The sequence below is a fragment of the Enterobacter bugandensis genome (genome assembly GCF_900324475.1).
GTDB classification, from domain to species: domain Bacteria; phylum Pseudomonadota; class Gammaproteobacteria; order Enterobacterales; family Enterobacteriaceae; genus Enterobacter; species Enterobacter bugandensis.
This window is the reverse complement of record NZ_LT992502.1, coordinates 2,471,078-2,494,262: the sequence shown is the minus strand read 5'-3', so window position 1 is coordinate 2,494,262 and position 23,185 is coordinate 2,471,078. Positions and strand designations below refer to the sequence as shown.

21 protein-coding genes are annotated in these 23,185 nt (G+C 57.2%); 11 read left to right on the top strand and 10 right to left on the bottom strand.

Features of this window, described 5'->3' with window-relative positions; all coding sequences use genetic code 11:
- Position 1: 1 nt before the first annotated feature.
- The 3 genes from DG357_RS12120 to patD are packed head-to-tail and all read left to right on the top strand — an operon-like array spanning position 2 to position 3,191.
- Entirely contained in the window at positions 2–946 is a 945-nt protein-coding gene (locus DG357_RS12120; protein WP_088205507.1) for an ABC transporter permease, read from the top strand.
- Positions 936–1,742, top strand: coding sequence for an ABC transporter permease (locus DG357_RS12115; RefSeq protein ID WP_041909768.1), 807 nt, complete (start codon positions 936–938; stop codon positions 1,740–1,742). Before DG357_RS12120 ends, DG357_RS12115 begins: the two co-directional genes overlap by 11 nt.
- A 24-nt stretch (positions 1,743–1,766) precedes the next feature.
- Entirely contained in the window at positions 1,767–3,191 is a 1,425-nt protein-coding gene (gene patD / locus DG357_RS12110; protein ID WP_028013303.1) for an aminobutyraldehyde dehydrogenase, read from the top strand.
- A 39-nt stretch (positions 3,192–3,230) separates the two neighbouring features.
- Here the strand turns inward: patD and DG357_RS12105 are convergent, their stop codons facing one another.
- The 3 genes from DG357_RS12105 to DG357_RS12095 are packed head-to-tail and all read right to left on the bottom strand — an operon-like array spanning position 3,231 to position 4,125.
- Positions 3,231–3,413, bottom strand: a complete 183-nt coding sequence (locus tag DG357_RS12105) for a DUF1869 domain-containing protein (RefSeq protein ID WP_003856955.1) — start codon at positions 3,411–3,413, stop codon at positions 3,231–3,233.
- A 4-nt stretch (positions 3,414–3,417) separates the two neighbouring features.
- Positions 3,418–3,771 carry a DUF1971 domain-containing protein gene (locus tag DG357_RS12100; protein ID WP_028013302.1) on the bottom strand — a complete coding sequence of 118 codons (354 nt, stop codon included), beginning with the start codon at positions 3,769–3,771 and terminating at the stop codon, positions 3,418–3,420.
- A 27-nt stretch (positions 3,772–3,798) separates the two neighbouring features.
- Positions 3,799–4,125: a DUF1971 domain-containing protein gene (locus tag DG357_RS12095; protein WP_041912006.1), complete on the bottom strand. Its 327-nt coding sequence runs from the start codon at positions 4,123–4,125 to the stop codon at positions 3,799–3,801.
- A 244-nt stretch (positions 4,126–4,369) separates the two neighbouring features.
- Here DG357_RS12095 and DG357_RS12090 point away from each other — a divergent pair, with 244 nt between their 5' ends.
- Together DG357_RS12090 and DG357_RS12085 are read left to right on the top strand one after the other, a co-directional pair.
- The gene (locus DG357_RS12090; protein WP_014883956.1) at positions 4,370–4,543 is read left to right on the top strand and encodes a GhoT/OrtT family toxin; all 174 of its coding nucleotides are present in this window, start codon (positions 4,370–4,372) and stop codon (positions 4,541–4,543) included.
- Between the two features lie 86 nt (positions 4,544–4,629).
- The gene (locus DG357_RS12085; RefSeq protein WP_048959044.1) at positions 4,630–5,385 is read left to right on the top strand and encodes an alpha/beta fold hydrolase; all 756 of its coding nucleotides are present in this window, start codon (positions 4,630–4,632) and stop codon (positions 5,383–5,385) included.
- 56 nt (positions 5,386–5,441) lie between these two features.
- On the opposite strand, the gene DG357_RS12080 is transcribed toward DG357_RS12085, so the two are convergent.
- Genes DG357_RS12080 through DG357_RS12070 form a run of 3 tightly spaced genes read right to left on the bottom strand, consistent with a single transcriptional unit; the run spans position 5,442 to position 11,939 of the window.
- Entirely contained in the window at positions 5,442–7,616 is a 2,175-nt protein-coding gene (locus tag DG357_RS12080; RefSeq protein WP_088205506.1) for a virulence factor SrfC family protein, read from the bottom strand.
- Positions 7,613–10,594 (bottom strand): virulence factor SrfB, encoded by a 2,982-nt coding sequence (locus DG357_RS12075; protein ID WP_063154234.1) that lies wholly within the window; start codon positions 10,592–10,594, stop codon positions 7,613–7,615. The genes DG357_RS12080 and DG357_RS12075 overlap by 4 nt, the downstream gene beginning before the upstream one ends.
- A 4-nt stretch (positions 10,595–10,598) precedes the next feature.
- Positions 10,599–11,939 (bottom strand): SrfA family protein, encoded by a 1,341-nt coding sequence (locus DG357_RS12070; RefSeq protein ID WP_088205504.1) that lies wholly within the window; start codon positions 11,937–11,939, stop codon positions 10,599–10,601.
- A 283-nt stretch (positions 11,940–12,222) separates the two neighbouring features.
- Between DG357_RS12070 and DG357_RS12065 the strand changes: the two genes are divergently transcribed.
- Together DG357_RS12065 and DG357_RS12060 are read left to right on the top strand one after the other, a co-directional pair.
- A complete protein-coding gene (locus tag DG357_RS12065) occupies positions 12,223–13,821 on the top strand; it encodes an ABC transporter substrate-binding protein (protein ID WP_088205503.1) in 1,599 nt (532 codons plus the stop codon).
- Positions 13,822–13,876: 55 nt separating this feature from the next.
- Positions 13,877–14,110, top strand: coding sequence for a YdcY family protein (locus tag DG357_RS12060; RefSeq protein ID WP_041909781.1), 234 nt, complete (start codon positions 13,877–13,879; stop codon positions 14,108–14,110).
- On the opposite strand, the gene DG357_RS12055 is transcribed toward DG357_RS12060, so the two are convergent.
- Together DG357_RS12055 and DG357_RS12050 are read right to left on the bottom strand one after the other, a co-directional pair.
- Positions 14,111–14,560 carry a DMT family transporter gene (locus DG357_RS12055; protein WP_028013294.1) on the bottom strand — a complete coding sequence of 150 codons (450 nt, stop codon included), beginning with the start codon at positions 14,558–14,560 and terminating at the stop codon, positions 14,111–14,113. It abuts the gene before it with no gap.
- Positions 14,557–15,075 carry a GNAT family N-acetyltransferase gene (locus tag DG357_RS12050; RefSeq protein WP_045260624.1) on the bottom strand — a complete coding sequence of 173 codons (519 nt, stop codon included), beginning with the start codon at positions 15,073–15,075 and terminating at the stop codon, positions 14,557–14,559. The genes DG357_RS12055 and DG357_RS12050 overlap by 4 nt, the downstream gene beginning before the upstream one ends.
- A 135-nt stretch (positions 15,076–15,210) precedes the next feature.
- Here DG357_RS12050 and DG357_RS12045 point away from each other — a divergent pair, with 135 nt between their 5' ends.
- The 3 genes from DG357_RS12045 (at position 15,211) to DG357_RS12035 (ending at position 17,816) form a co-directional block, all read left to right on the top strand.
- Entirely contained in the window at positions 15,211–15,786 is a 576-nt protein-coding gene (locus DG357_RS12045) for a helix-turn-helix domain-containing protein (protein WP_028013292.1), read from the top strand.
- A 65-nt stretch (positions 15,787–15,851) separates the two neighbouring features.
- On the top strand, positions 15,852–16,892 hold the full coding sequence (locus DG357_RS12040) for an NADP-dependent oxidoreductase (protein WP_047368643.1): 1,041 nt from the start codon (positions 15,852–15,854) through the stop codon (positions 16,890–16,892).
- A gap of 255 nt (positions 16,893–17,147) precedes the next feature.
- Positions 17,148–17,816, top strand: a complete 669-nt coding sequence (locus DG357_RS12035; protein WP_028013290.1) for a GntR family transcriptional regulator — start codon at positions 17,148–17,150, stop codon at positions 17,814–17,816.
- 119 nt (positions 17,817–17,935) lie between these two features.
- Here DG357_RS12035 and pqqU read toward each other — a convergent pair whose 3' ends face one another.
- On the bottom strand, positions 17,936–20,050 hold the full coding sequence (gene pqqU / locus DG357_RS12030; protein ID WP_041909791.1) for a TonB-dependent receptor PqqU: 2,115 nt from the start codon (positions 20,048–20,050) through the stop codon (positions 17,936–17,938).
- A 243-nt stretch (positions 20,051–20,293) separates the two neighbouring features.
- Here pqqU and yncE point away from each other — a divergent pair, with 243 nt between their 5' ends.
- Entirely contained in the window at positions 20,294–21,355 is a 1,062-nt protein-coding gene (gene yncE / locus DG357_RS12025) for a 7-bladed beta-propeller protein YncE (RefSeq protein ID WP_047368641.1), read from the top strand.
- A gap of 51 nt (positions 21,356–21,406) precedes the next feature.
- On the opposite strand, the gene ansP is transcribed toward yncE, so the two are convergent.
- The gene (ansP, locus tag DG357_RS12020) at positions 21,407–22,903 is read right to left on the bottom strand and encodes an L-asparagine permease (RefSeq protein WP_028013287.1); all 1,497 of its coding nucleotides are present in this window, start codon (positions 22,901–22,903) and stop codon (positions 21,407–21,409) included.
- Positions 22,904–23,185: the final 282 nt, after the last annotated feature.

The following is a 23,185-nucleotide window of genomic DNA, read 5'->3' as shown; positions in this document are numbered from 1 at the left end:
AATGGCTATGAGTGTCGCGCACCCTCCCGCCCCGCGCGGCCGCATAAGCCGCATGACCGCACTGTTCTGGCGTAAACCGTCGCTCGGACTGTTCCTGCTTCTGCTTGCACCGCTGATGTGGTTTGGCATTGTCTATTTAGGATCGCTGCTGACCCTTTTGTGGCAGGGTTTTTACACTTTTGACGATTTCACCATGGCGGTCACGCCGGATCTGACCCTGGCGAACATTCTGGCGCTCTTCAACCCGGCAAACTACGACATCATCCTGCGCACGTTAACGATGGCGATTGCGGTGACGATTGCCAGCGCAATTCTGGCGTTCCCGATGGCCTGGTACATGGCGAGATACACCCGCGGCAAGTGGAAAGCGTTTTTCTATATCGCCGTGATGCTGCCAATGTGGGCGAGCTACATCGTCAAAGCCTACGCCTGGACGCTGCTGCTGGCGAAGGACGGCGTGGCACAATGGTTCCTCAACCACCTGGGGCTGGAGCCGCTCCTGACCTCGATCCTTACGCTCCCCGCGGTAGGTGGCAACACCTTATCCACCTCCGGGCTGGGACGGTTTCTGGTCTTCGTTTATATCTGGCTGCCGTTTATGATCCTGCCCGTTCAGGCGGCGCTGGAACGGCTGCCGGCTTCGCTGCTGCAGGCCTCTGCCGATCTCGGCGCCCGCCCGCGCCAGACCTTCCGCTATGTCGTTCTGCCGCTGGCTATCCCGGGCATTGCCGCGGGCTCAATCTTCACCTTTTCCCTGACGCTGGGGGATTTCATCGTACCGCAGCTGGTCGGGCCGCCGGGGTTTTTCATCGGTAACATGGTCTACTCCCAGCAGGGGGCGATCGGCAATATGCCCATGGCCGCCGCGTTCACGCTGGTTCCCATCGTGCTGATTTCACTCTATCTGGCGTTCGTGAAGCGTCTGGGAGCATTCGATGCACTCTGAACGCGCACCGCTGTTCCTGAAAGTGGCAGCGTGGGGAGGCGTCATCTTCCTGCACTTCCCGCTGCTGATTATCGCAGTCTATGCCTTTAATACCGAAGATGCTGCCTACAGCTTTCCGCCTCAGGGGCTGACGCTGAAGTGGTTTACTGCGGCGGCGGGGCGCGGGGATATCATCGAATCGGTGACGTTGTCACTTCAGGTTGCCGCGCTATCCACCGCGATAGCCCTTGTGCTTGGCACGCTTGCTGCAGCGGCGCTCTGGCGAAGCGAGTTTTTTGGCAAGAACGCGATCTCGCTATTGCTGCTGCTGCCGATTGCGTTGCCGGGGATCATCACCGGCCTGGCGCTGCTGACAGCGTTCAAAACAATCAACCTTGAGCCGGGGTTTTTCACCATTGTGGTTGGGCACGCCACGTTTTGCGTGGTGGTGGTCTTCAATAACGTGATTGCCCGGTTCAGACGCACCTCCTGGAGTCTGGTGGAAGCGTCGATGGATCTCGGGGCCGACGGATGGCAAACCTTCCGCTATGTGGTGCTGCCCAACCTGGGCTCCGCGCTGCTGGCCGGGGGAATGCTGGCGTTTGCCCTGTCGTTTGACGAAATTATCGTCACAACCTTTACGGCGGGACACGAACGCACGTTACCGCTGTGGTTGCTCAATCAGCTAGGCCGTCCGCGCGACGTGCCGGTCACCAACGTCGTTGCACTGCTGGTGATGCTGGTAACAACCATCCCCATTCTGGGAGCCTGGTGGCTAACCCGCGACGGCGAAAACATCGCCGGCGGCGGGAAATAACATTGATTTGAACAGGACAATGCTATGCAAACACATCTGCTGATAAAGGGTGAACTGGTTGCCGGAGAGGGAGAGAAACAGCCTGTCTATAACCCGGCCACCGGAGAGGTGCTGCTGGAGATTGCTGAAGCGTCAGCGGCACAGGTCGACGCGGCGGTTCAGGCCGCCGACCGTGCTTTTGAGGCGTGGGGACAAACGACGCCGAAAACCCGCGCCGAGTGCCTGCTGAAGCTCGCGGATGCGATTGAAGCGCATGGCGAAGAGTTTGCCCGGCTCGAATCCCTCAACTGCGGCAAGCCGCTGCACTGTGCGCTGGGCGATGAAATTCCCGCAGTGGTCGACGTTTTCCGTTTCTTCGCCGGGGCGGCCCGCTGCCTGAACGGGCTGGCCGCGGGTGAGTATCTTGACGGCCACACGTCGATGATCCGCCGCGACCCGGTGGGCGTGGTTGCCTCTATCGCGCCGTGGAACTACCCGCTAATGATGGCGGCATGGAAGCTGGCGCCTGCGCTGGCGGCCGGTAACTGTGTGGTCATCAAGCCGTCTGAAATCACGCCGCTAACGGCGTTAAAGCTGGCGGAGCTGGCGAAAGATATCTTCCCGGCTGGCGTTCTCAACGTGCTGTTTGGCCGTGGAAAAACGGTGGGCGACCCGCTCACCGGACATGAAAAAGTGCGCATGGTGTCGCTGACCGGTTCGATTGCCACCGGGGAGCATATCATCGGCCACACGGCGTCCTCCATTAAGCGCACCCACATGGAGCTGGGCGGTAAAGCGCCGGTTATCGTGTTCGATGACGCCGACCTGGATGCGGTTGTAGAAGGCGTGCGGACGTTTGGTTTCTACAATGCCGGGCAGGACTGTACGGCGGCCTGCCGTATCTATGCCCAGAAGGGGATCTACACCCGGCTGGTGGAAAAGCTCGGTGCCGCGGTGGCCAGCCTCAAAATGGGTGCCCCGGAGGATGAGTCTACTGAACTCGGTCCGCTCAGCTCGGCTGCCCATCTTTCACGCGTCTGTCAGGCGGTTGACGAGGCGAAAGCCCTCGGCCATATCCGCGTGGTGACGGGCGGGAGCAAAAAAGAGGGGGCGGGCTACTACTTCCAGCCAACGTTGCTGGCCGGGGCGAAACAGGAGGATGCCATCGTTCAGCGAGAAGTGTTTGGACCTGTGGTGAGCGTCACCGAATTCGACGATGAAGCGCAGGTCCTGGCCTGGGCGAACGATTCGCAATACGGCCTGGCGTCGTCGGTCTGGACGAAAGACGTGGGACGCGCCCATCGCCTGAGCGCGCGCCTGCAGTACGGCTGCACCTGGGTCAATACCCACTTTATGCTGGTGAGCGAAATGCCGCACGGCGGCATGAAATTGTCTGGCTATGGAAAGGATATGTCGGTGTACGGGCTTGAGGATTATACGGTTGTCCGGCACGTTATGATTAAACACTAGAAAATCATGCCCGGCGGTCTGCATCGCCGGGCGTTTGCTTTACCAGCCACACACCTCGTGCTCATTTTCCGTGTCGTAAGCGCGGACGGTATTCACCAGATCTTTTACTACGTCTGCGGCGACGTCGGGGATGAGCAACTCCATGGGGGCCTCTGTTTCGTAATCCACCGAGACGCCGTTGCTGTTGTTGGTCACGGTCACTGTGTACGTTGCTTTACCCACGCGGTTACTCCTTATGTGTATTGACCACTTTGCCGATGCCCGCGCCCTGAAGCGTAACGTCAGGATCGGCAAAAAAGTCGATATTGAAATAGGTATCGTCGGTCAATAGCTCGATGCGGTGCCATTTCTCTGGCGGCGAGATGCCAAACGATCCGGCTTCAATCACCAGTTCCAGATCCGGTTCGGTCGCGTCAGCGTTCGGGAAACCAAAATAGCGCACCGCACCCTGCATCACCGACAAACGGCCATATACGCTGGCTTTCGTATTATGGTGGGTGAAAAGGGCTTTTGGCGCGGTGTCTTTGTTCCAGAATGGCGTGGAGCGGGTATGAACAAAATTCTCAGGGATACGTAGCATAAAGGTTACCTCGTAAATAAAAGCCGCTTAAAGCGACTTCAACACCTCTGGTTCGACGAAAAATTCAATATTAAACAGCGTGTCGTCGCTCATCACCTCGATGTGATGCCATTTCTCAGGGGGAAAAACACCGAAGTGGCCGGCCCTGATAATCAGTGTGCTGTCAGGCTCAGGGGCATGTTCATCAGCATAACCCAGGTAGCGGACGGCACCCTGCATAACGGACAGGCGTGGATAAACGCCCGGACGGGTACCCGTATCGAGATGACGCTGAAAGATCCCGGCGGGGGCGGTTTCTTTATTCCAGAAAGGGGTAGAGCGGGTATGAATACAGCTTTGCGGAATGCGTAGCATATTGCCTCCCATGTATGTCTGCATTTATTAGACGCCTTTGCGGAAGAGAGGATTTATCAAAAAGTGCATTTAAGTTGCATGTTATCAATAAAGATAATGGGTGGCTCCCCCTGTTTGTAATACAAAATACTCAGTTGTTATTAGCCTTAATATTTAAGTGGTTATTATGTAATGAAAAAACTTGATCTGTATCAACATATGACGCATATTGCGTGCGGTTATTTTTTCGGCTCTGGTATACAGAATGACGTTGTATCAAAAGATGTTGGTTTTTTACGCAGTGATGGCTTCCATCTGTGCATTAATTACCTGGTTCCTTTCTAAAGACCGCAAGCGCATCCGCCTGCTTAGCGCGTTTCTGGTCGGGTCGACCTGGCCGATGAGTTTCCCCGTTGCGCTGCTGATTTCTCTTTTCTGAAGCATCCTTCCAAGTTCGAAAGATGAACATAGCATTCCAGTTACGATGGCTGTATAAATACACAGTGCATCGTAAAAGGAGTGCTTATGAACAGTTTTTACTCGCAGCATGCGGGTTGCACCGTGCGCTGGCATGATTTGCCCGGCTCTGGCGATCCCGTAGTCTTTATCCACGGATTGGGCTGCGCCTCTTCCTATGAATATCCTCGCGTCGTCCGAGACCCTCAGTTTGGCGGGCGCAGAGCTATTCTCATCGATTTACCCGGCAGCGGTTACAGCGATAAGCCTGAACATTACAGCTATAAAACGACTGAACAGGCGCGCGTCGTGGCGGAGTTGATTGACCATCTTCAGCTGGATGCTTTCTGGTTATACGGTCACAGCATGGGCGGCAGCATTGCTATAGAAACGGCGGGGCTGCTGGCACCGCGCGTGAAGGGACTGATAGTGTCGGAGCCCAATTTTCACGCCGGTGGGGGGATGTTTAGCCGCGCTATTGCGGCGCAAACCGAACACCAGTTTGTGGCGCAGGGCTATAATGCCATGCTCCGTAAAGAGACCACCGCCTGGGCCGGGTGCCTGCAAAGCAATGCACCCTATGCCGTCTGGCGCGGCGCATCAAGCCTGGTCGCCGGTGTTGAGCCGGACTGGGAAGCGCAATTTCTGTCGCTGCCTTGCCCGGTGACGTTGATTTTTGGTGAGCTCTCACTGCCGGATGACGATGTGGATAATCTGAAGCTGAAGGGCGTTGAGGTCAAAATCATCCCTGCGGCGGGGCACTCCATGTCGTGGGAAAACCCGTCGGCACTGGCGCAGGCGTTAGCGGAGTGTATGGCGGCGTAATTATCGTCGCGGAATACAGGCCGGGTAAGCGCAGCGCTACCCGGCAAGAAAGGCCGCTACAGGATTAAAGCCCGCAGTGCCCGACGTGCGTCAGGCTGAACATCATGCGGGTGCTGATAATTAATGTTTTCGATTGCCCGGCTATAGAGGGCAACCAGCCAGTCGTAAACGTACGCGGTGGCCGCATGAACAGGCTGCTCCCCCAGACGCGTCAGGCGCGGTGCGGCACTGCTGACGACGGGCGTAACAAAGATTGCCTGACCTTTGCGAATGCGGCTTGCGGGGCGTTCTGCTGACGGGGTCTGGTCGTAACCCAGCCAGCCAACGAAATTCCCTATCACCGCATGCAGCTGCGCCGCGCTGCTTTTATCCGCGTCGACAATTCGCTGAAGCTGTTGCGGGAGATTAAGCCGGTAGCTGGTTACCACCAGCACATCCGCGATTTGCTGCAGCACCGCGGGCTCCAGACCAAGACGGGCGGCGGTAGCTTCATTGCGGCTCCACTGGCGCAGATGATTTATCCATACTCTGTGCGCCAGGCGCGCTTTGTCTTTTGTCTGGAATCGTCCTGCGCTTTCCTGGGCGTTATCGGCGAACAGATCGATGGTGTCCGTGAACAGCCCGTTCACCTGCTCCTCGCGCGGTTGCTGAACGGCGAGCAGCGTTTCAAAGGCTTTTAGCGGCGGCAGCAGGCCCTCAAGCAGCTCGCCGTGACGGGCGGCGCTGCTTTGCAGCGTGCGCACCATGTTTTCGGCCTGAGCACGTCGTGTACCCGGTTCCTCAACCAGCGGCGCCAGATAGCTTTGCATCAGCGACGCGATCTCCTGCCGCAGCAGGTTTTTCAGCGTGCCAAGGCGCTTCTGCCGCTGTGCCGGGAGCGTCGCCTGAGACAACCACTCAATGACGCGCTGCATGCTGTGGCTGTCCAGCGCCTGCAGAGTTCCCCAGCGCAGGCCTGGCTTGCCCAGCAGATGCTGTACGGCTTCATCGAGATTCTGTCGGGTAGTGAAACGAGCGTCATGCGGTGTGATCGCCCACACCAGCCCCGGCAGGGCAGACTCCTCGGCAGGCTGGGTCTCTTTAATCCAGTTAATTAACACTTTTGCTTTTTGGGCCGTCTGCTCGTGCCGCGCTGTCGCGTTGCAGATAACCAGCACATCCGGCTGGAGCTGCTGGCGGTAATGTTCAAGCAGCCACTGGCATTTAGCCTGTACTAAAGGATCGGCGCTGCCGTCTTCAAAGACCGGAATATCAATGATATCAACGTTATCCAGCGCGCCATTCTCAACCGGCAAGACCAGCTCGCGGGTAAGGAAAGCAAGCACGTCGACCGGGATGCTGATGGCGTTGAGCATTTCACCGTTGTTCAGCGGATGAAGCAGCGTCTCCTGAGTTTCCTGCTGGGTTAAGGTGCCGTGCGTCAGGAACCCTTCACCAGGCAGACCAAAGCTGTCCACCAGCAGGCTCAGCGGCGCAGCCAGCTCGCTCGCATGGCTGGTCTGATGCAGCACGTGGGCAAGCTTCAGCCACTGCTGGGTTAACTCCTGTTGCTCGCCCCACAGCAGCGACCAGACGCTGGCGCGGGTGCTGAGATCGAGCGATGGCACCAGCTGGGCAAACTCATGCCACAGGGCGTCATCAATTTGCTGTCTCGCGGCGGGTACCGTGCTTTGCCAGAAACGCGAAATCGCACCCACATCCTGCGCCGTGATGCCGGGCACGCTCTGCGGCTGGCGAAGGCCGCGCCATTTCTCCAGACGCGTCTCAATGACCGCCTTATCCACCGCGCGCATCTGCGGGTGCAGCGTCGTGCGGGCAATAAACAGTTGTACCAGTTCGGCCTCGGTGACCAGGCTCAGACGCAGCGGAAACGCCTCATCCGCTACCTCCGGGGTGTCTCGGGTGAAGCGCACGGCCATGTTGGTCAGGGCATGCCCTGGGTTAATATGCGAAAAATAGTCAAAGGTGCGCTGGCCCGGCATCACGTTCAGGCGCCCGTTACCGCTGCCGCATAGCGACAGCAGCAGGTGCGCTTTGGCGCTCTGAGAATGGCCGTAAAGCCCAATGCTGCTCCGGCGGGTCAGGGCGCGTTCAATGGCCTGCTCCCGCGCCTGCGCCGCGTTGATACGAGCAAGCAGGGCATCAGCATCGTTATCCAGCACAGGGGCGTTCAGGCGCGTCTCATTAATCCACCCGATCAAGGCCTGGGTGGTGGTCGTGGTCGCTGTCATTTCAGGTATACGCTCCCGCTGTCGATCCAGTAGTGGCTACCGCTGTGTCGGCGATCGGCCAGGGTATTCAGTTTGAAGGTTAACGCGTCAGGCGCAACCGGCGTGCCGTCCTGCAGCCAGGCATCGCTGAGCTCGAAGGACTCAGGGCCCTCTAATTTGCTGCCGCCGCAGAGCTTAAGCCTCACGTTAAGCACGCCGTCGCCGGCAATCGCTTTTGCCAGTTCAGCCGAATTGATGCTGAGCGTATAAAGCGGCGTGGCGGGCCAGCGCGCGTTCGCCAGCTGGCGGAAGCCGAGGGTAACGTTACCGCGCAGCGGGAAGTGCAGACGGGCGTCGAGCTTCGCTCCCGGCTTATCCAGGTCTATATCCTGATACCAGACGTTCTCCTCGCGCAGCGTATTGACGGTGTTATCCAGCACGCCGAGATAACGCACGGTTGAATACGCGCCAATGTCCGCGGCCTTAAAGTTAAAGCGCGGCAGACGCAGATCGAGCGCCAGGCTGCAGAGCATGGCCCCCACCGCGGCGGTCGATTTCGGATTGCCTATGCGCCCCTGCTGGCTGAAGGGATACCACTCGTGAACCTGATATTTATCCAGCCAGACGATGCGGTTGACCGGCACCGGCTGCAGATGCCGAATCAGCGCCTGAACGCCCGGCAGGCAGCCCGGGCGCCCGGTGATGAGCAGAATATCGCAGCTGTAATGGGAAATCGCTTCACACACCGCGTGGAGCGGCGAGGTCAGCGTAAACTGACCGGCCAGCATTGCATCCTGCATTTCGCGGAAGTTCACGTGCAGCGGCACGGCGAACAGGTCGAACGCCTCTGAGCCCGCCGGCAGGGCATGATCGATTGCCTGCTGAAGATAGTTCATCACGTTGCGGGTTGGTTTCTGCGCAAGGAGCTCGCCAAAGGTGGCATGCAGGCCCGCCAGCGGATCGTCAATGTCGCTGGCTTCCCACGCGGAAAGAATGGCGTGGCCAATCGGCATAAAGAGCTGAAGCGCCGTTTGCTGGCGCAGTACCGCCTGGGTATCAATACGCCCGGAGTCGCCGAACAGCGACGCCATCAGCAGTGAGGCGTCCGCAATGCCGGATTTCTGCAGCTGCGTTTGCAGGGCGGGCAGGACATAGCGCTGAATCACGTCCAGCAGGGTATCGTCGCCCGCCACCTTGAACCCTTCGCGGAACAGCAGTTGCGGGGTGATTTTGACGTTATTACCGGAGCCGTCATCAAGCTGGTAGTGGGTTATTGCCATATCCGTGGTGCCACCGCCGATGTCGATAGACGCGACGCGTAATGCGCGGCCCGGCTGCACGCCTGGCTCAGGTTCACGATCCGTGCGGGCGAGGGAGGCGAAAAAGGCTTCCGTCTGGCCGCCAAAACGGGAAATCGCTTCGTTATACAGCCAGACCAACTGACCGCAGCTGGCTTCATCCCACTCCATCTGAATCTCAGGGACCGGCACCACGCTTTTTTCCTGCTGCTTGCGGGTGGCAAAATCTTCATCCTGCGGGTGCCAGCCCATCGCTTTCCAGACGATGGCAATGGCTTCAAACATGCGGCGACGGAAAATCTCGCGCTCCTGCTTCGGCATGGCCGAGGGCAGGGTCAGGATCAGGGTGCGCAGCTGGCGCGGCGAGGCCGGGAAGCCCAGGCGCAGGCGGGTGGCGACGCTGTTGATCTGGCCCAGCGCCTGCGCCAGCAGCTCGCACAGCATGTGCGTCATCAGCGTGCTGCGGCTGTACTGCGGCGAAAAGACCGGCAGCCGCTCGTCCTGCGGCAGCGTAAACAGCGGCTCACCGTCATCGTTCATCAGGTTCATCAGCGGAAACGCCGTGGCGAGCGGTTCACGCTGGGTTTTGCCGTTCATCTGGCTAAAGCGCCAGTCCTGCACGACAGGCGTTTCATCCCACAGATAGCGGCGCGGGCTGGAGATGCCGCTGTTACCTTCGGTTCCCAGGCGCTGCATCGCCAGCTTGCGGGCTTCATCGCCCACGCGAACAATCGACGGCCAGACAAACGCATCTTCGCGACCGCTTTCTACCGAGAAGTGCTGTTTGCCAAAGCGCGCTTCGGAAAATTCAAGACGGCTGGTAAAGAGAGGCTCGTTCAGGAACTGCGGCTCGCTTAACGAACGAACCTGCAACTCGGCGGTCTGCCGAAGCCCGTCGTTTGCATCACCGTGGTCTTCGATAATGACGCCGCAGGTATGGGTGTTGCCCACGTCTAGGATCAGGTCGACAGGAATGGCAGGCGTGCTGAGCGTATGGGTGACAAATTTCACTTCCGGAATGGTGATCTGTTCACCGAGCATGGTCAGCAGGTTGAGCCAGTGGGCCTGGTATTCGAAGCTGCGCATCGCCTGCTGCAGGTCGCGTTCAGAGCGGTTTTCCACGCCGTCGGCATACTGGGTAAATGCCTCACGCAGCCAGCCGTCAATCCAGGTCTGGTCGAGGAAACTTTCTACCTCACTATCGCGCCACGCCAGCGCAAAGCGGGTTCCATTCAGAATATCGTTTTCAACCGGCGACAGGGCGGAGGTGGCATGCTCCGCGATCTGGCTGTCGAGCGCGAGGGTGACGCGGTGCGAGTTGCCTGCCGTGTCGGGCTTCTCGAGCTTGCGCACCTGAACGCGCGCCCAGTTATCCGGTCCTTCCACAAAGGTCCGCGGCGGATTGAAGCGCAGGAACGGCACGGGAAGCCAGACGCCGTCCAGCACGGCAAGGGACTGATGCAGCGGAATGGTGGTTTCCGGTTTAACCACTTCAGGCTGACCGCCGTTCGTCCCCGGCAGGGTATAGCGCCCGTTCACCAGGTCGAAATCGAGTCGCAAAAGGGGGCCGTTCGCGGTTTTACGAACGAAGCGCCCGTTGCTGGCGGTGTCCTGCGGCGTCAGGCCGAAATCCAGGAACTGCACGCCGCTGTTGGCAATAAGCGTGACGCTTTGTTTATAGTCGCAAAGATTTACCAGCATAGAATCAGGCACCTGCTTTCTTGAACGTCAGTGGGACGACGGTGTTGGCATCGTAGCGAGCGCGACATTCTGCGATATCGCTGGCCCCGGCTTTACAGGCGACTTCCGGCATCGGATAGCGGGAACCGTCGGTGCAGCGGGCATTGCCGCGACTTTTAATCATCAGCTCGCCATTGCTGTGCAGCCCGGAGAAAATCTCCGCGCGGCAGACAATGTTGTCGCCGTGCACGACGCGGGCGAAACCTTTATTGTTCTGGATTTGATAGCGCATTGACGGCGGCTTGCCGGTGACCGGATCTTTCACGTCGAGAACCGCGCGCCAGGTACCGTTCAGGAAGCGCGTCGACCCGGCTTTCACCTGACCGGCTTCCATCACCATGGCATCTTTCGGGATCGGAACAATTACCACCGGTGCGGCTTCAGGTGCAGGAGCGGGTTCTTTTTCTTTACTGGCGACGACCTCAGCCTGATGCAGGGGGAGATTCATAGCCAGCGGCTCTACCGCTTTGATCGGCTGCGGTGCAATAGCCACGGGCTCCGGAGCCGGTGCCGGAGCGGGCTCTGCCGAAGGGGCCTGTTTTGGCCACAGCAGCGGCGCGGCAATGGCTGCCACAATCACGGCGGCAACCGGCAGGGTCCACAGGGGAACGCGACGTTTTTTCGTGACGGCAACAGGCGCAGGTTCCTGAACGGGTTGCGCAACAACCTGCGCGGGTTCCGGCTCATACAGTTCTTCCGGCGTAATACGCACGGCGGCGACGGGCGCAATCAGCGGCTCGTCTGCTTTTTCAAAGGTGATGGACGGTTCGGGCGCGGGTTCTGGCTCGGGCTCTTCAATCACAACGGGGGCAGGCTCGGGTATCAACGCTTCACGCAGGCAGTCGAGGACATCGTCGCGCGCATTTTCGTTCAGGTTTACAAAACCCCAGAAGCAAATAATCGGCTTTCCTGCGACCAGGAAAACAAAATTCTCGCCGGGAAACTGAAACGCTTTCGACAGCAGCGAGCCGAAAAGCTGCTGCGCGGTTTTGGGCGACTGGAGGCATTTCTTGCTTAACGACTCAACGCTGGCAAGCGTGTTTTCCAGATAGCGCAGGGCGCGGTAGCGGTCGTCTTCACTGGCCGCCTTCCAGCTGGTGACGCTTCCCTCAACGGGGGAATACCAGTCCACGCGGTCGCCACTGTCGTTGACCTGAGGAATAGCCAGACAGTCCACTATGGCCTGCTGTTTGCGCAATCGAAGCGCTTCCCGGATTTGTAACGCTGATTCAAAAACGGCCTGTCCGCCGCCGCCAACGGCCTGAAAATCATCCAGATTACCGCTGCGTAAAAGAGTTTTTGCCACGATTTGATCCCATATACTTCTTCACACCGTTACTTTAACGAAACGAGGAAGCAAACAAACGGAGGAAGAGACGCTAAAAGCGCCGATTTCTTGCGGCATAGATCGTGACGGTTGTGCTTGACGAATAACGTCACTTAAGGCAAATCACCTTTTTTTGCACTGGCGGCAAAACCGGCAAAAAACGCGGCTTTAGAATAACCTGATAGTGTTTCGTTATTTGCCAGGTGATAAGGGCTGTGCTGTTATTACTGACCTATATAATAAAACTGTCAGGGTTATAACTATGTCTACAGGGAAAACGCTTCTCGCCCTTGCGCTGAGCGCTCTTTTACCAGCCGGTGCCGCATGGGCGGCAAACAACGACACCCTTATTTACTGCTCCGAGGCATCGCCAGAGTCGTTCAACCCGCAAATCGCCAGCTCCGGCCCGTCGTTCGTGGCCAGCTCTCAGGTTCTGTACAACCGCCTGATCAATTTCGACCCGGTGAAAAATACCCCGGTCCCGTCACTGGCGGAATCCTGGACGATTTCACCGGACGGCAAGACCTATACCTTTACCCTGCGCAAAGGGGTGAAGTTCAACAGCAACAAATACTTCAAGCCGACGCGCGACTTTAACGCCGATGACGTTATTTTCTCGGTGATGCGTCAGAAAGACCCTAAACACCCATACCATAATGTGTCCCAGGGCAACTACGAATACTTCAACGATGTCGGGCTCGATAAGCTGATTCAGGACGTTAAAAAGGTCGACGATTATCACGTCCAGTTCACCCTGAGTGAACCCAACGCCGCGTTCCTGGCCGACTGGGGAATGGATTTCGCGTCGATCCTCTCCGCCGAATACGCCGATGAGATGCTGAAAAAAGGCACGCCTGAGAACGTAGATACCTGGCCGATCGGTACCGGGCCCTATGTGCTCCAGCAGTACAAGGTGGACTCGCTGATCCGCTACGTCGCTAATCCGAACTACTGGGATGGCGAGGTGCCGACCAAACATCTTATCTTCTCCATCACGCCAAACGTGGAAACCCGCCTGGCGAAATTGCAGACCAACGAGTGTCAGATTATTCCTGCGCCGTCTCCGGTTCAGTTTGACGTGATTAAAAAGAACAAAGACCTGACGCTGCACTCTGTCGATGCGCTGAACGTCGGCTATCTGGCGTTTAACACCGAGAAAAAGCCGTTCGATAACGTGCTGGTGCGTCAGGCCCTGAACTACGCGACCGACAAGAAGGCTATCGTTAATGCGGTCTTTATGGGCTCCGGTACGGTGGCAAAATCGCCGATCCCGCCAAATATGCTGGGCTTTAATAAAGATCTGCAGGACTACAGCTACGATCCTGATAAAGCAAAAGCGCTGCTGAAGCAGGCCGGGCTGGAGAAGGGCGCAGAGGTCACGCTGTGGTCAATGCCGGTTCAGCGTCCGTATAACCCTAACTCGCGTCGTATCGCGGAGATGATCCAGAGCGACTGGGCGAAAGTCGGCGTGAAGGCCAAAATTGTCTCCTATGAGTGGGGCGAATACCTCTCCGGGATGCGCAAAGGCGAGCACGACTCCGCGCTGTTCGGCTGGATGTCCGATAACGGTGACCCGGACAACTTTGCCGATGTGCTGCTGGGCTGCAACAGCATTAAAACCGGGTCAAACGCCGCGCGCTGGTGCGATAAGGGTTATGATGCCCTGGTGCAAAAAGCGAAGCTGACCAGCGATCCGGCCGAGCGTGCGAAACTGTACGGCCAGGCGCAGGAGATTTTCTACCAGCAGGCACCGTGGATCGCGCTGGCAAACGGCAAAACGTTCTTTGCAAGCCGCAGCAACGTGACCGGATACAGCGTGAGCCTGATGGGCAGCGATTTCTCTAAAGCGAAGCTGAACTAAGCATTTATTGCCGGGTGAGGCGTAAGCCACCACCCGGCAAAAACAAGGAGTGACAATGTCACATTTAAACGAAGTTATCGCCCGCGTGGATGCCGCCATCGAAGAGAGCGTCATCGCCCATATGAACGAACTGCTGATTGCATTGAGCGATGATGCCGATCTCAGCCGTGAAGACCGTTACGCCCAACAGCAGCGTCTGCGTACCGCGATTTCGCACCACGGTAAGCAGCACAAAGAGGAGATGGACGCACGCCAGGAACAGCTGACCAAGGGCGGCACCATACTGTAATCAAAACTGGCGTCGCGCTACCAGCCAGGCCCCGACGACCAGCATCACCGCGCCGCATACCGGGCCGATCAGCGCGCGCAGGGGAATGCCATGGCTTCTCAGCACGTCAAGGACCAGCCCGCCAATCAGCTGGCTTGCGACCAGCACCGCGATGGTCGTTGCCGCGCCCACGTTCTGGTAGCCGCTGATGCTGGCAAACACAAAAAACGACCCCAGCAGCCCCGGGATCAGCGTCCACCAGCGCACCGTTGCGGCCAGCTCACTGAACCCGGCGAAGCCCTGCTTCAGCAGCAGAATGCTGACAAACAGCACAATGCCGACCAGGGAGTTGAGCAGCATTGCGATAAGAATGGTGGAGGAGGACTGGGTGATACGCACCATTAAGGTGTTTTGCACCACCAGACCGATCCCCGCCGCCACCAGGAACGCCAGCGTCAGCGACTGATTCATGGGATTGCGTCCGGGTCGCTGCGCTCGTCCAGCTGCAGCTGCATAAAAGTTAAGTCCAGCCAGCGGCCAAACTTGGTTCCCACCTGCGGCATCTGCCCCGTGGTCACAAAACCGAGCGTTTCGTGAAGGTGAATCGAGGCCTTATTTTGCGCTTCAATGCCGGCCACCATCACGTGTTTGCCGATGGCGCGGGCCTCGTTGATCAGCGCTTTCATTAACGTGCGGCCAATGCCTTTACCCTGATGCTCCGGATGGACATACACCGAATGCTCAACCGTGTGACGAAAGCCGTCGAAGGCGCGCCAGTCGCCGAAAGAGGCGTACCCGGTAACCACACCATTTTCCTCAGCCACCAGAACCGGGTAACCCGCGAGCGTGCGGGCCTCGAACCAGGCGATTCGGTTATCGGTATCAACGGTTTTATCGTTCCAGATCGCGGCAGTATGCAGCACCGCATGGTTATAGATCTCTCCTATCGCAGCGCAGTCTTCTTTACAGGCGTGACGAACGATCATGATTAAACCTCTGTATGTTGTTTACTATAGTATTACGCTATAGATATGATATTACACAACTGTATCGTCAGAGCGCTACGTGAGAATGATTATGAGCCCCATTGAAACGGCCTTCATACGCTTTAGTATGACGTTATGAACACAATAACAGACACAATGAATCAGCGTATTAGCGCCAGAATTCGCCTCGAACGTGAATCACGCGGCTGGTCTCTTAGCGAGCTGGCCGAGCGGGCAGGCGTATCTCGCGCCATGATCCACAAGATAGAGCGCGGCGACAGCAGCCCGACGGCAACCTTGCTTGCCCGCCTGTCAGGCGCGTTTGGGATCAGCATGTCGACCCTGATTGCCAGAGCCGAGATGCAGGAGGGAAAACTCCTGCGCCTGGCGAACCAGCCCGTCTGGCGCGATCCGCAAACCCACTACCTTCGTCGCCACGTTTCTCCCCGTACCGATCTGCCTATCGACCTCGTTCAGATTGAGTTACCCGCGGGGAGCGACGTCCCGATGCCGGCGTCCTCCTACGCGCTCGCGCGGCAGCTGATCTGGCTGCAGTCCGGCGAGCTGGTATTTCAGGAGGGCGATACTCGCCACGAGATGAAGGCCGGAGACTGTCTGGAGCTGGGGCCGCCAAACGACTGCCGTTTTATCAACGAGACGAACGAAACCTGCATCTATCTTGTGGTCCGGCTTAACCAGTCTGCCTCGTAATGTTAAGGCGATAATGCCGATCGTGAGCCAGGCTGTAATGACATTTGTACCAGAAGGAGAATCCGATGAATCAATCTGTTTCGCAAAACCGCCGCTGGGTGCTGGCCTCTCGCCCACAGGGCGCGCCGGTGGCGGAGAATTTTCGTCTGGAAGAGCAGCCCGTTCCTGCCCCTCAGGCGGGGCAGCTGCTGCTTCGCACCGTCTGGCTGTCGCTGGACCCTTACATGCGGGGCCGCATGAGCGATGCGCCATCCTATTCTCCGCCGGTTGAGATTGGTGCGGTGATGGTAGGGGGAACAGTTAGCCGCGTTGAGCAGTCAAACCACCCCGACTTTAAAGCGGGTGAATGGGTGCTGAGCTACAGCGGCTGGCAGGAGTACGCGCTTTCGGACGGCAGCGGCCTGGTCAAACTGGGCGATAATCCCACCCATCCCTCCTGGGCGCTGGGCATTCTTGGGATGCCGGGCTTTACCGCCTATATGGGGTTGCTGGATATCGGACAACCGAAAGCGGGTGAAACGCTGGTGGTCGCCGCCGCGACGGGCCCGGTTGGGGCGACCGTCGGGCAGATCGGTAAAATTAAAGGCTGTCGCGTGGTCGGGGTAGCCGGTGGGGCAGAAAAATGCCGCCACGCCGTTGAGGTTCTTGGGTTTGACGTGTGTCTCGATCACCACGCGGCGGATTTCGCTGAGCAGCTGAAACGCGCCTGCCCGAAAGGCATTGATGTCTACTTTGAAAACGTCGGCGGGAAAGTGTTTGACGCCGTGCTGCCGCTGCTGAATACCTCCGCGCGCGTGCCGGTGTGTGGCCTGGTGAGCGGCTACAATGCAACGGGGCTGCCTGACGGACCGGACCGTTTGCCGCTTCTGATGGGCACTATTCTGAAGAAACGCATCCGGATGCAGGGCTTTATCATTGCCCAGGACTACGGCCATCGCATTCATGAGTTTCAGGAAGAGATGGGGCGCTGGGTGCAGGAGGGTAAAATTCACTATCGTGAACAGGTGACGGACGGGCTGGAAAACGCGCCTGAAGCGCTGATTGGCCTGCTGGAAGGAAAAAACTTCGGTAAAGTCGTGATTCGCGTCGCGGGTGACAATAAATAAAAGGCACTATGGCGGGGTTTCCCGCCATATTTATTTGTGAAGATACGATATATTGTCTTTAATTAACGGACATGGCTTTTCGCGCCATCATCCCGGATGAGCCCGAAACCGATAAAAAAAACACATTTTGCATTTTTTGCTGTTTTATGTACTTCCCACCACCAGGCATGACGATACAGGATATATCGGACCAGCGTCGTTTTATTAAAACTGGCGTTTAAAAATAGCATTAAGTTTTAGCTACAGGAATTGAACATGCTTGATTTGGATCACTTAGAAAAAGCCCAAAGGATCAGTCTTACCATGCAAGTTGAACTCAGTTTGAAAGGAGCGTTAATTACAGGCTCCCTTAAACCGGGTGCACGACTGATTACGAAAGAGATCGCCGATAAATTAGGAACCAGCATTACCCCAGTGCGCGAGGCGCTACTGCGTCTGGTGTCAGCAGGGGCATTACATGCCACGCCGGCACAGGCATTTCTGGTGCCGGAGGTGACGCTGGACCGTTATAACGAAATCAACGCTATTCGCAAGCAGCTTGAACCCATGGCGGTTGCCGCAGCCTGTCAGAATATGTCTGACCAAAAGATCGAGACGTTGCGCAAATTGTCGGAAGCGTTTCATGAGGCCATGCGCAACGGGAACGTTCAGCAGGCATTGCAGGCAAATCGCATCTTCCGCTTTACGCTTTATCAGTACGCGGAAATGCCCACGCTGAATGCATTAATTGAACAGCTATGGGTGCGCATCGGGCCTTGCATTAACTATCTGCACCAGGAGCTTAATGACATTAAGGAAGCGACGTATCACTATGACGAACTGCTTTCAGCCCTGGAACGCCGGGATGTCGACGCCAGCCAGAAGGCGATTGAAAAATCGATTGATGAAGCGAATACGCTTTTACAGCGACAATATTTTAACTGAGAGATAATTTAACAGAGCGACTATATACCGCGTCTATTTATTTATCTGGTGAATAACTCCTGATGGCATTTTGCCATCAGGATCGTTATTTTCGGTATAAAATAAACTTTACTTATTTGTTACTCGAATCGATAAGACACCGACAGACCCACACCGTAGTTACGGCCAGGCGCTGGCTCGTAATAACGCCCGTTGGATTCGTTGACAATAACCGAGCCAACGTACTCTTTGTCGAACAGGTTATCTACGCGGCCAAAGACGTCCATCCCCCAGTTGCCGTAGTTGAATTTATACCCGGTATTCAGCCCGACCACCGTGTACGATGGCGCTTTCGCCGTGTTCTCGTCGTCGGCCATGATATCGCTCATGTAGCGCACGTCCGAGCCCGCGTACCAGCCCTCTTCAGGCTGCCAGCCAAAGGACGCATAGCCCATATTGCGGGCAATGCCCGGCATACGGTTACCGTTACAGTCCGCGTCGCCGCAGACGTTGGTCCGGTAGGTGGCATCAAGGTAGGTCCACGCCATTTTCAGCTTCCAGTTCTCAGCAAACTGCTGATCGAGAGACACTTCGACTCCCTGACGGCGGGTCTTTCCGGCATTTTTATAGCTTGTGCGGCCACCAGAGCTGGCATCCACCACGATCTCGTCATCCGTATCGGTGCGGAACAGCGCTGCCGTCAGCAGGCCATTGCCAATGCGGGTTTTGCTGCCCACCTCATACGTGTTGTTCGTGGAAGGCTGCAGGCCGATATTCAGGCCGCCCTGGTTATCGGCGCGATACGAAAGCTCGTTGATGGTTGGCGTTTCGAACCCACGCCCTGCGGCAGCGTAGAGGTTCCACGCGTCCGTCACCGCATACTTCACGGAGCCCGCCGGGAGCCACTTGTGATAGCTCGCGTCACCGCTGTCGTCGCCGTTGCCCGGCGTAACGTAATGGTCGTTAGAATCAAACCAGACCGAGCTATAACGCACGCCCGCATCCACGGACAGTTTCTGCGTCAGCTGCCAGCTGGTCTGCAGGTAAGGGTCGACGTTCCACATCAGGTTACGTTCGTTCCGGCGTTTATCACCCTTCACGCCGTAGTCCGGCACGCCGTTGTTCATCACGAAGTTCTCGTACCCGCGACGATCTTCACTCATGTTTTCATAGTTCAGACCGGTGGTGAAGGTGACCGGCACCAGCAGCTCGCCGCGGTGCGTCCAGCGGGTATCAACCCCCTGATAATGACGCTGCATATCGATCACGCCGCCGGAGTGAGAAGGCCTCAGCTGCGGCTGGTAGGGAATCGACTGGTACTGGGTCATTTCACGCTCGCCGGCGTACATCATCACGCTGAGATCGTCCTGAGCGCTAAGCTGGCGGTCGTAACGCAGCCCCGCCTGAGTCTGCTTGATGGTCTTGCGCGTGTTGTACTGATCGCCGCGCGGGGACTGACGCGGGTTATCCTGCCACTCCTGATAGCTCAGCCCGCCCGGATCGTTGGCTTTCATGTCCACGCTGTTAAAAATCAGCGTTAGCTTGCTGGCATCGTCAATGCGTACGCCCAGTTTGGCATTAGCGAGATTCTTCCGCGCGCCGCTGTGGTCGCGGTAGCCTTTAGTGGTGAAGCGAGTGGTGGATACGGTGTAATCCACGTCGCCGGCATGGGTACCATCGCCCATTGCGCCGGTGGCTTTCATGCCGTAGCGCCAAGTCCCGTAACTGCCGTAATAGCTGCTTGCCTCGATGGTCGGCGGCTGCTGCCCGGTTTGCGTATTGATGTTAATCACGCCGCCAGAGGCGTTGCCATACAGGGCGGAGAAGGGACCGCGCAGCACCTCAACGCTGTCAATGCTGGAGAGATCGATGTTGGAGGTCTGGCCCTGTCCGTCCGGCATGGTGGCTGGAATACCGTCGACGTACATGCGAATGCCGCGCACGCCAAACGTTGAGCGGGCACCAAACCCGCGCATCGAAAGCTGGAGATCCTGAGCATAGTTCTGACGGTTCTGAATCTGTAGTCCCGGAACGCTGCCAAGCGATTCGGAGAGATTAATGCGCGGCGCAGCGTGGCGCATATCCTCGCCATTCACGACGCTGACCGCCGCCGGAGTATCAAGCTCTGATACGGTTTGCGGCGTGGCGCTGACGATCATGGTCTGTTCCTCTGCGCTCATCGCGCTTAGAGGCGCAAAAACAACGGGAACCAGCAGCAGCGGGAGAGATGCCTTACGGGCAGATATGATTTTCATGAGTAAAACCGGTTGTGATGTATAAACGAACCAAATGGAACATGTCCATACATGTTAAAGGTTTTGTAAATGTTTTGAAAACTATAACCGCACATTGCGTTAATGAAAGGCAATAGGGAAAAGAAAAACTCCACTTTTAACTTATTAATGATTACTATTCTCATTATCAAAACGGCAATGCCATGACGTTGCCAGCCGGAAGCGATGTCTGCAGTACCCCCAATTTTCAAAAAAGGAATTGTTATGTCTTTACGCCATCTGTGCTCGCCACGCCTGAGTACGTCTCTGCTGTCTGCCGCTTTACTGTTTGCCGGAACCTTCCAGGCGCATGCCGCCGAAGAGATGCTGCGTAAAGCGGTGGGTAAAGGTGCCTATGAAATGGCGGTCAGCCAGCAGGAGAACGCGCTGTGGGTTGCGACGTCGCAAAGCCGTAAACTCGACAAGGGTGGCGTTATCTATCGCCTCGATCCTGCTACGCTGGAGGTGACGCAGGCCATTCATAGCGATCTCAAACCGTTTGGCGCCACCCTTGACGGCGCGACGCAAACCCTGTGGCTGGGTAATACGATCAACGGCGCGGTGACGGCCATTGATGCGAAAACGGGCGACGTGAAAGGCCGACTGGTGCTTGATAGCCGCCAGCGCAGTGAAACCGTCAAGCCGCTGCAGCCGCGCCAGCTGGTGGCGGATGACGCGAGCAACACGATTTACATCACCGGTGTCGGCAAAGAGAGCGTGATTTGGGTCGTGGATGGCGCAACGCTGAAGCTGAAAGAGACCATTGCCAATACCGGCACATACAGTACCGGTCTGGCGCTGGATGCAAAGGCGAAACGCCTGTACACCACCAATGCAGACGGTGAGCTGGTCACCATTGATACCGCCACCAACAAAATCCTGAGCCGCAAAAAAGTGCAGGACGACGGAAAAGAGCACTTCTATCTGAACCTGAGCCTGGACACCGCCGGTCAGCGCGCGTTCCTGACCGATTCAAAACAGCCGGAAGTGCTGGCGGTGAGCCTGAAAGACGGCAGCGTGATCGAGAAAATCGCCGCGCCTGAATCCCTGGCCGTTCTGTTTAATCCGGCTCGCAATGAAGCCTACGTGACGCACCGTGAGGCCGGCAAGGTGAGCGTGATTGACGCGAAGACCTACAAAGTGACGAAAACGTTCGATACGCCGGTCTACCCGAACAGCCTGGCGCTCTCTGCGGATGGCAAAACGCTTTACGTGACGGTGAAGCAAAAATCTACCCGCCAGCAGGAAGCGACCCAGCCTGACGATGTGATTCGTATCGCGCTGTAATAAAAAAAAAGGGAAGGCATATGCCTTCCCTTTTTAATGCCTGTGTGATGCTTAACGCGAGGTCTCTTCCACCAGCGGCGCGTCGTGTTTTTCATCGTCTGGATGAACCGGTGCGGTGCTGTGAATTTCGTGAACGCGCTTACGCACGCCGAACCAGCCAGCGATCAGCAGCACGGCCAGCAGCGGGATGGTGGCGATGGTATAGGTGCCGTTCGGGTAGTCGAACGCCATCAGCACCAGCACGCTGAACAGGAAGAGCAGGGTGAGCCAGGAGGTCACAGGTGCGCCCGGCAGCTTGAAGCTGATATCTGCGGCTTTGCCTTCTTTAATGGCTTTACGCAGACGCATCTGGCAGACCACGATAAAGGCCCAGGAAGCGATAATGCCGAGTGCGGCCACGTTCAGAACGATCTCAAAGACCTGAGACGGCACCAGATAGTTCAGGAATACGCCGAAGACGTACACCACCAGCGTGGCCAGAATGCCCGCGTAAGGCACGTGCTGCTTGCTCATCTTCGACATGAACTTCGGCGCTGAACCGCCCATCGACATGGAGCGCAGGATACGCCCGGTAGAGTAAAGACCGGAGTTCAGGCTGGAGAGCGCCGCCGTCAGCACCACGATGTTCATGATACTGCCCACGTAAGGCACGCCGAGCTTCGAGAAGAAGGTGACGAACGGGCTCTGGCCGGCCTGATAGGCGTTCCACGGCAGCAACAGAACCAGCAGCACCACGGAGCCGACGTAGAACAGACCGATACGCCAGATCACGCTGTTAATCGCTTTTGGCACCATCGTTTGTGGGTCTTTACATTCGCCCGCAGCGGTACCGACCAGCTCAATAGAGGCAAAGGCAAAGACCACGCCCTGCACCAGAACCAGCGCAGGCAGCAGACCGTGCGGGAAGAAACCGCCGTTATCGGTTATCAGGTGGAAGCCGGTAGCATTGCCATCCAGCGGCTTGCCGCTGCCGAGGAAGACGGTACCGACCACAAGGAAAATCACAATAGCGAGCACTTTGACCAGCGCAAACCAAAACTCCATCTCGGCGAACCACTTCACGCCGATCATGTTCATGGTGCCGACGATCGCCAGCGCGCCAAGGGCAAAGACCCACTGCGGCACATCACCGAACGCGCCCCAGTAGTGCATATACAGCGCAACGGCGGTGATATCGACGATACCGGTCATCGCCCAGTTGACGAAGTACATCCAGCCTGCCACGTAGGCGGCTTTTTCACCGAGGAATTCTCGGGCGTAAGAGACGAAGCTTCCGCTGGAAGGGCGATGCAGTACCAGTTCACCCAGCGCGCGAAGAATGAAGAAAGAGAAGATCCCGCACACCAGATAGACCAGGGCGAGAGCCGGGCCCGCCATCTGCAGACGCGCGCCAGCACCTAAAAATAGACCCGTTCCGATAGCGCCGCCGATGGCGATCATTTGAACCTGACGGTTGCCCATCGCTTTGTGGTAGCCCTCTTCGTGGGAGTTCAACCAGCGACGTTTCGCAGCGTGATGATCGGCTGCGCTTTTATTGCTTGTTTTCATTGAGTTACCTGTTTGCCTGTCTGAACCATTATCGTGATAGTCCTGCCTGGCAGAGCGCAATACAAACGATTGCTTCTGCGCAAACACATGCCGCCTTCCCAGTCATTCTGCGTATGGATAAGGCGAAACATGGCGAGGCATCCTACCTGCAATTGATAAGCGACGCAAAATATAACCGTGCCGAAAGTGATGCACGTCGAAGGAAATCGTGTGGTCAGAGCAGACAAGGTTTACAACGCGCTGAATCGTGATGAGTTTTTAGTCAAAACAATCGCGACGTTG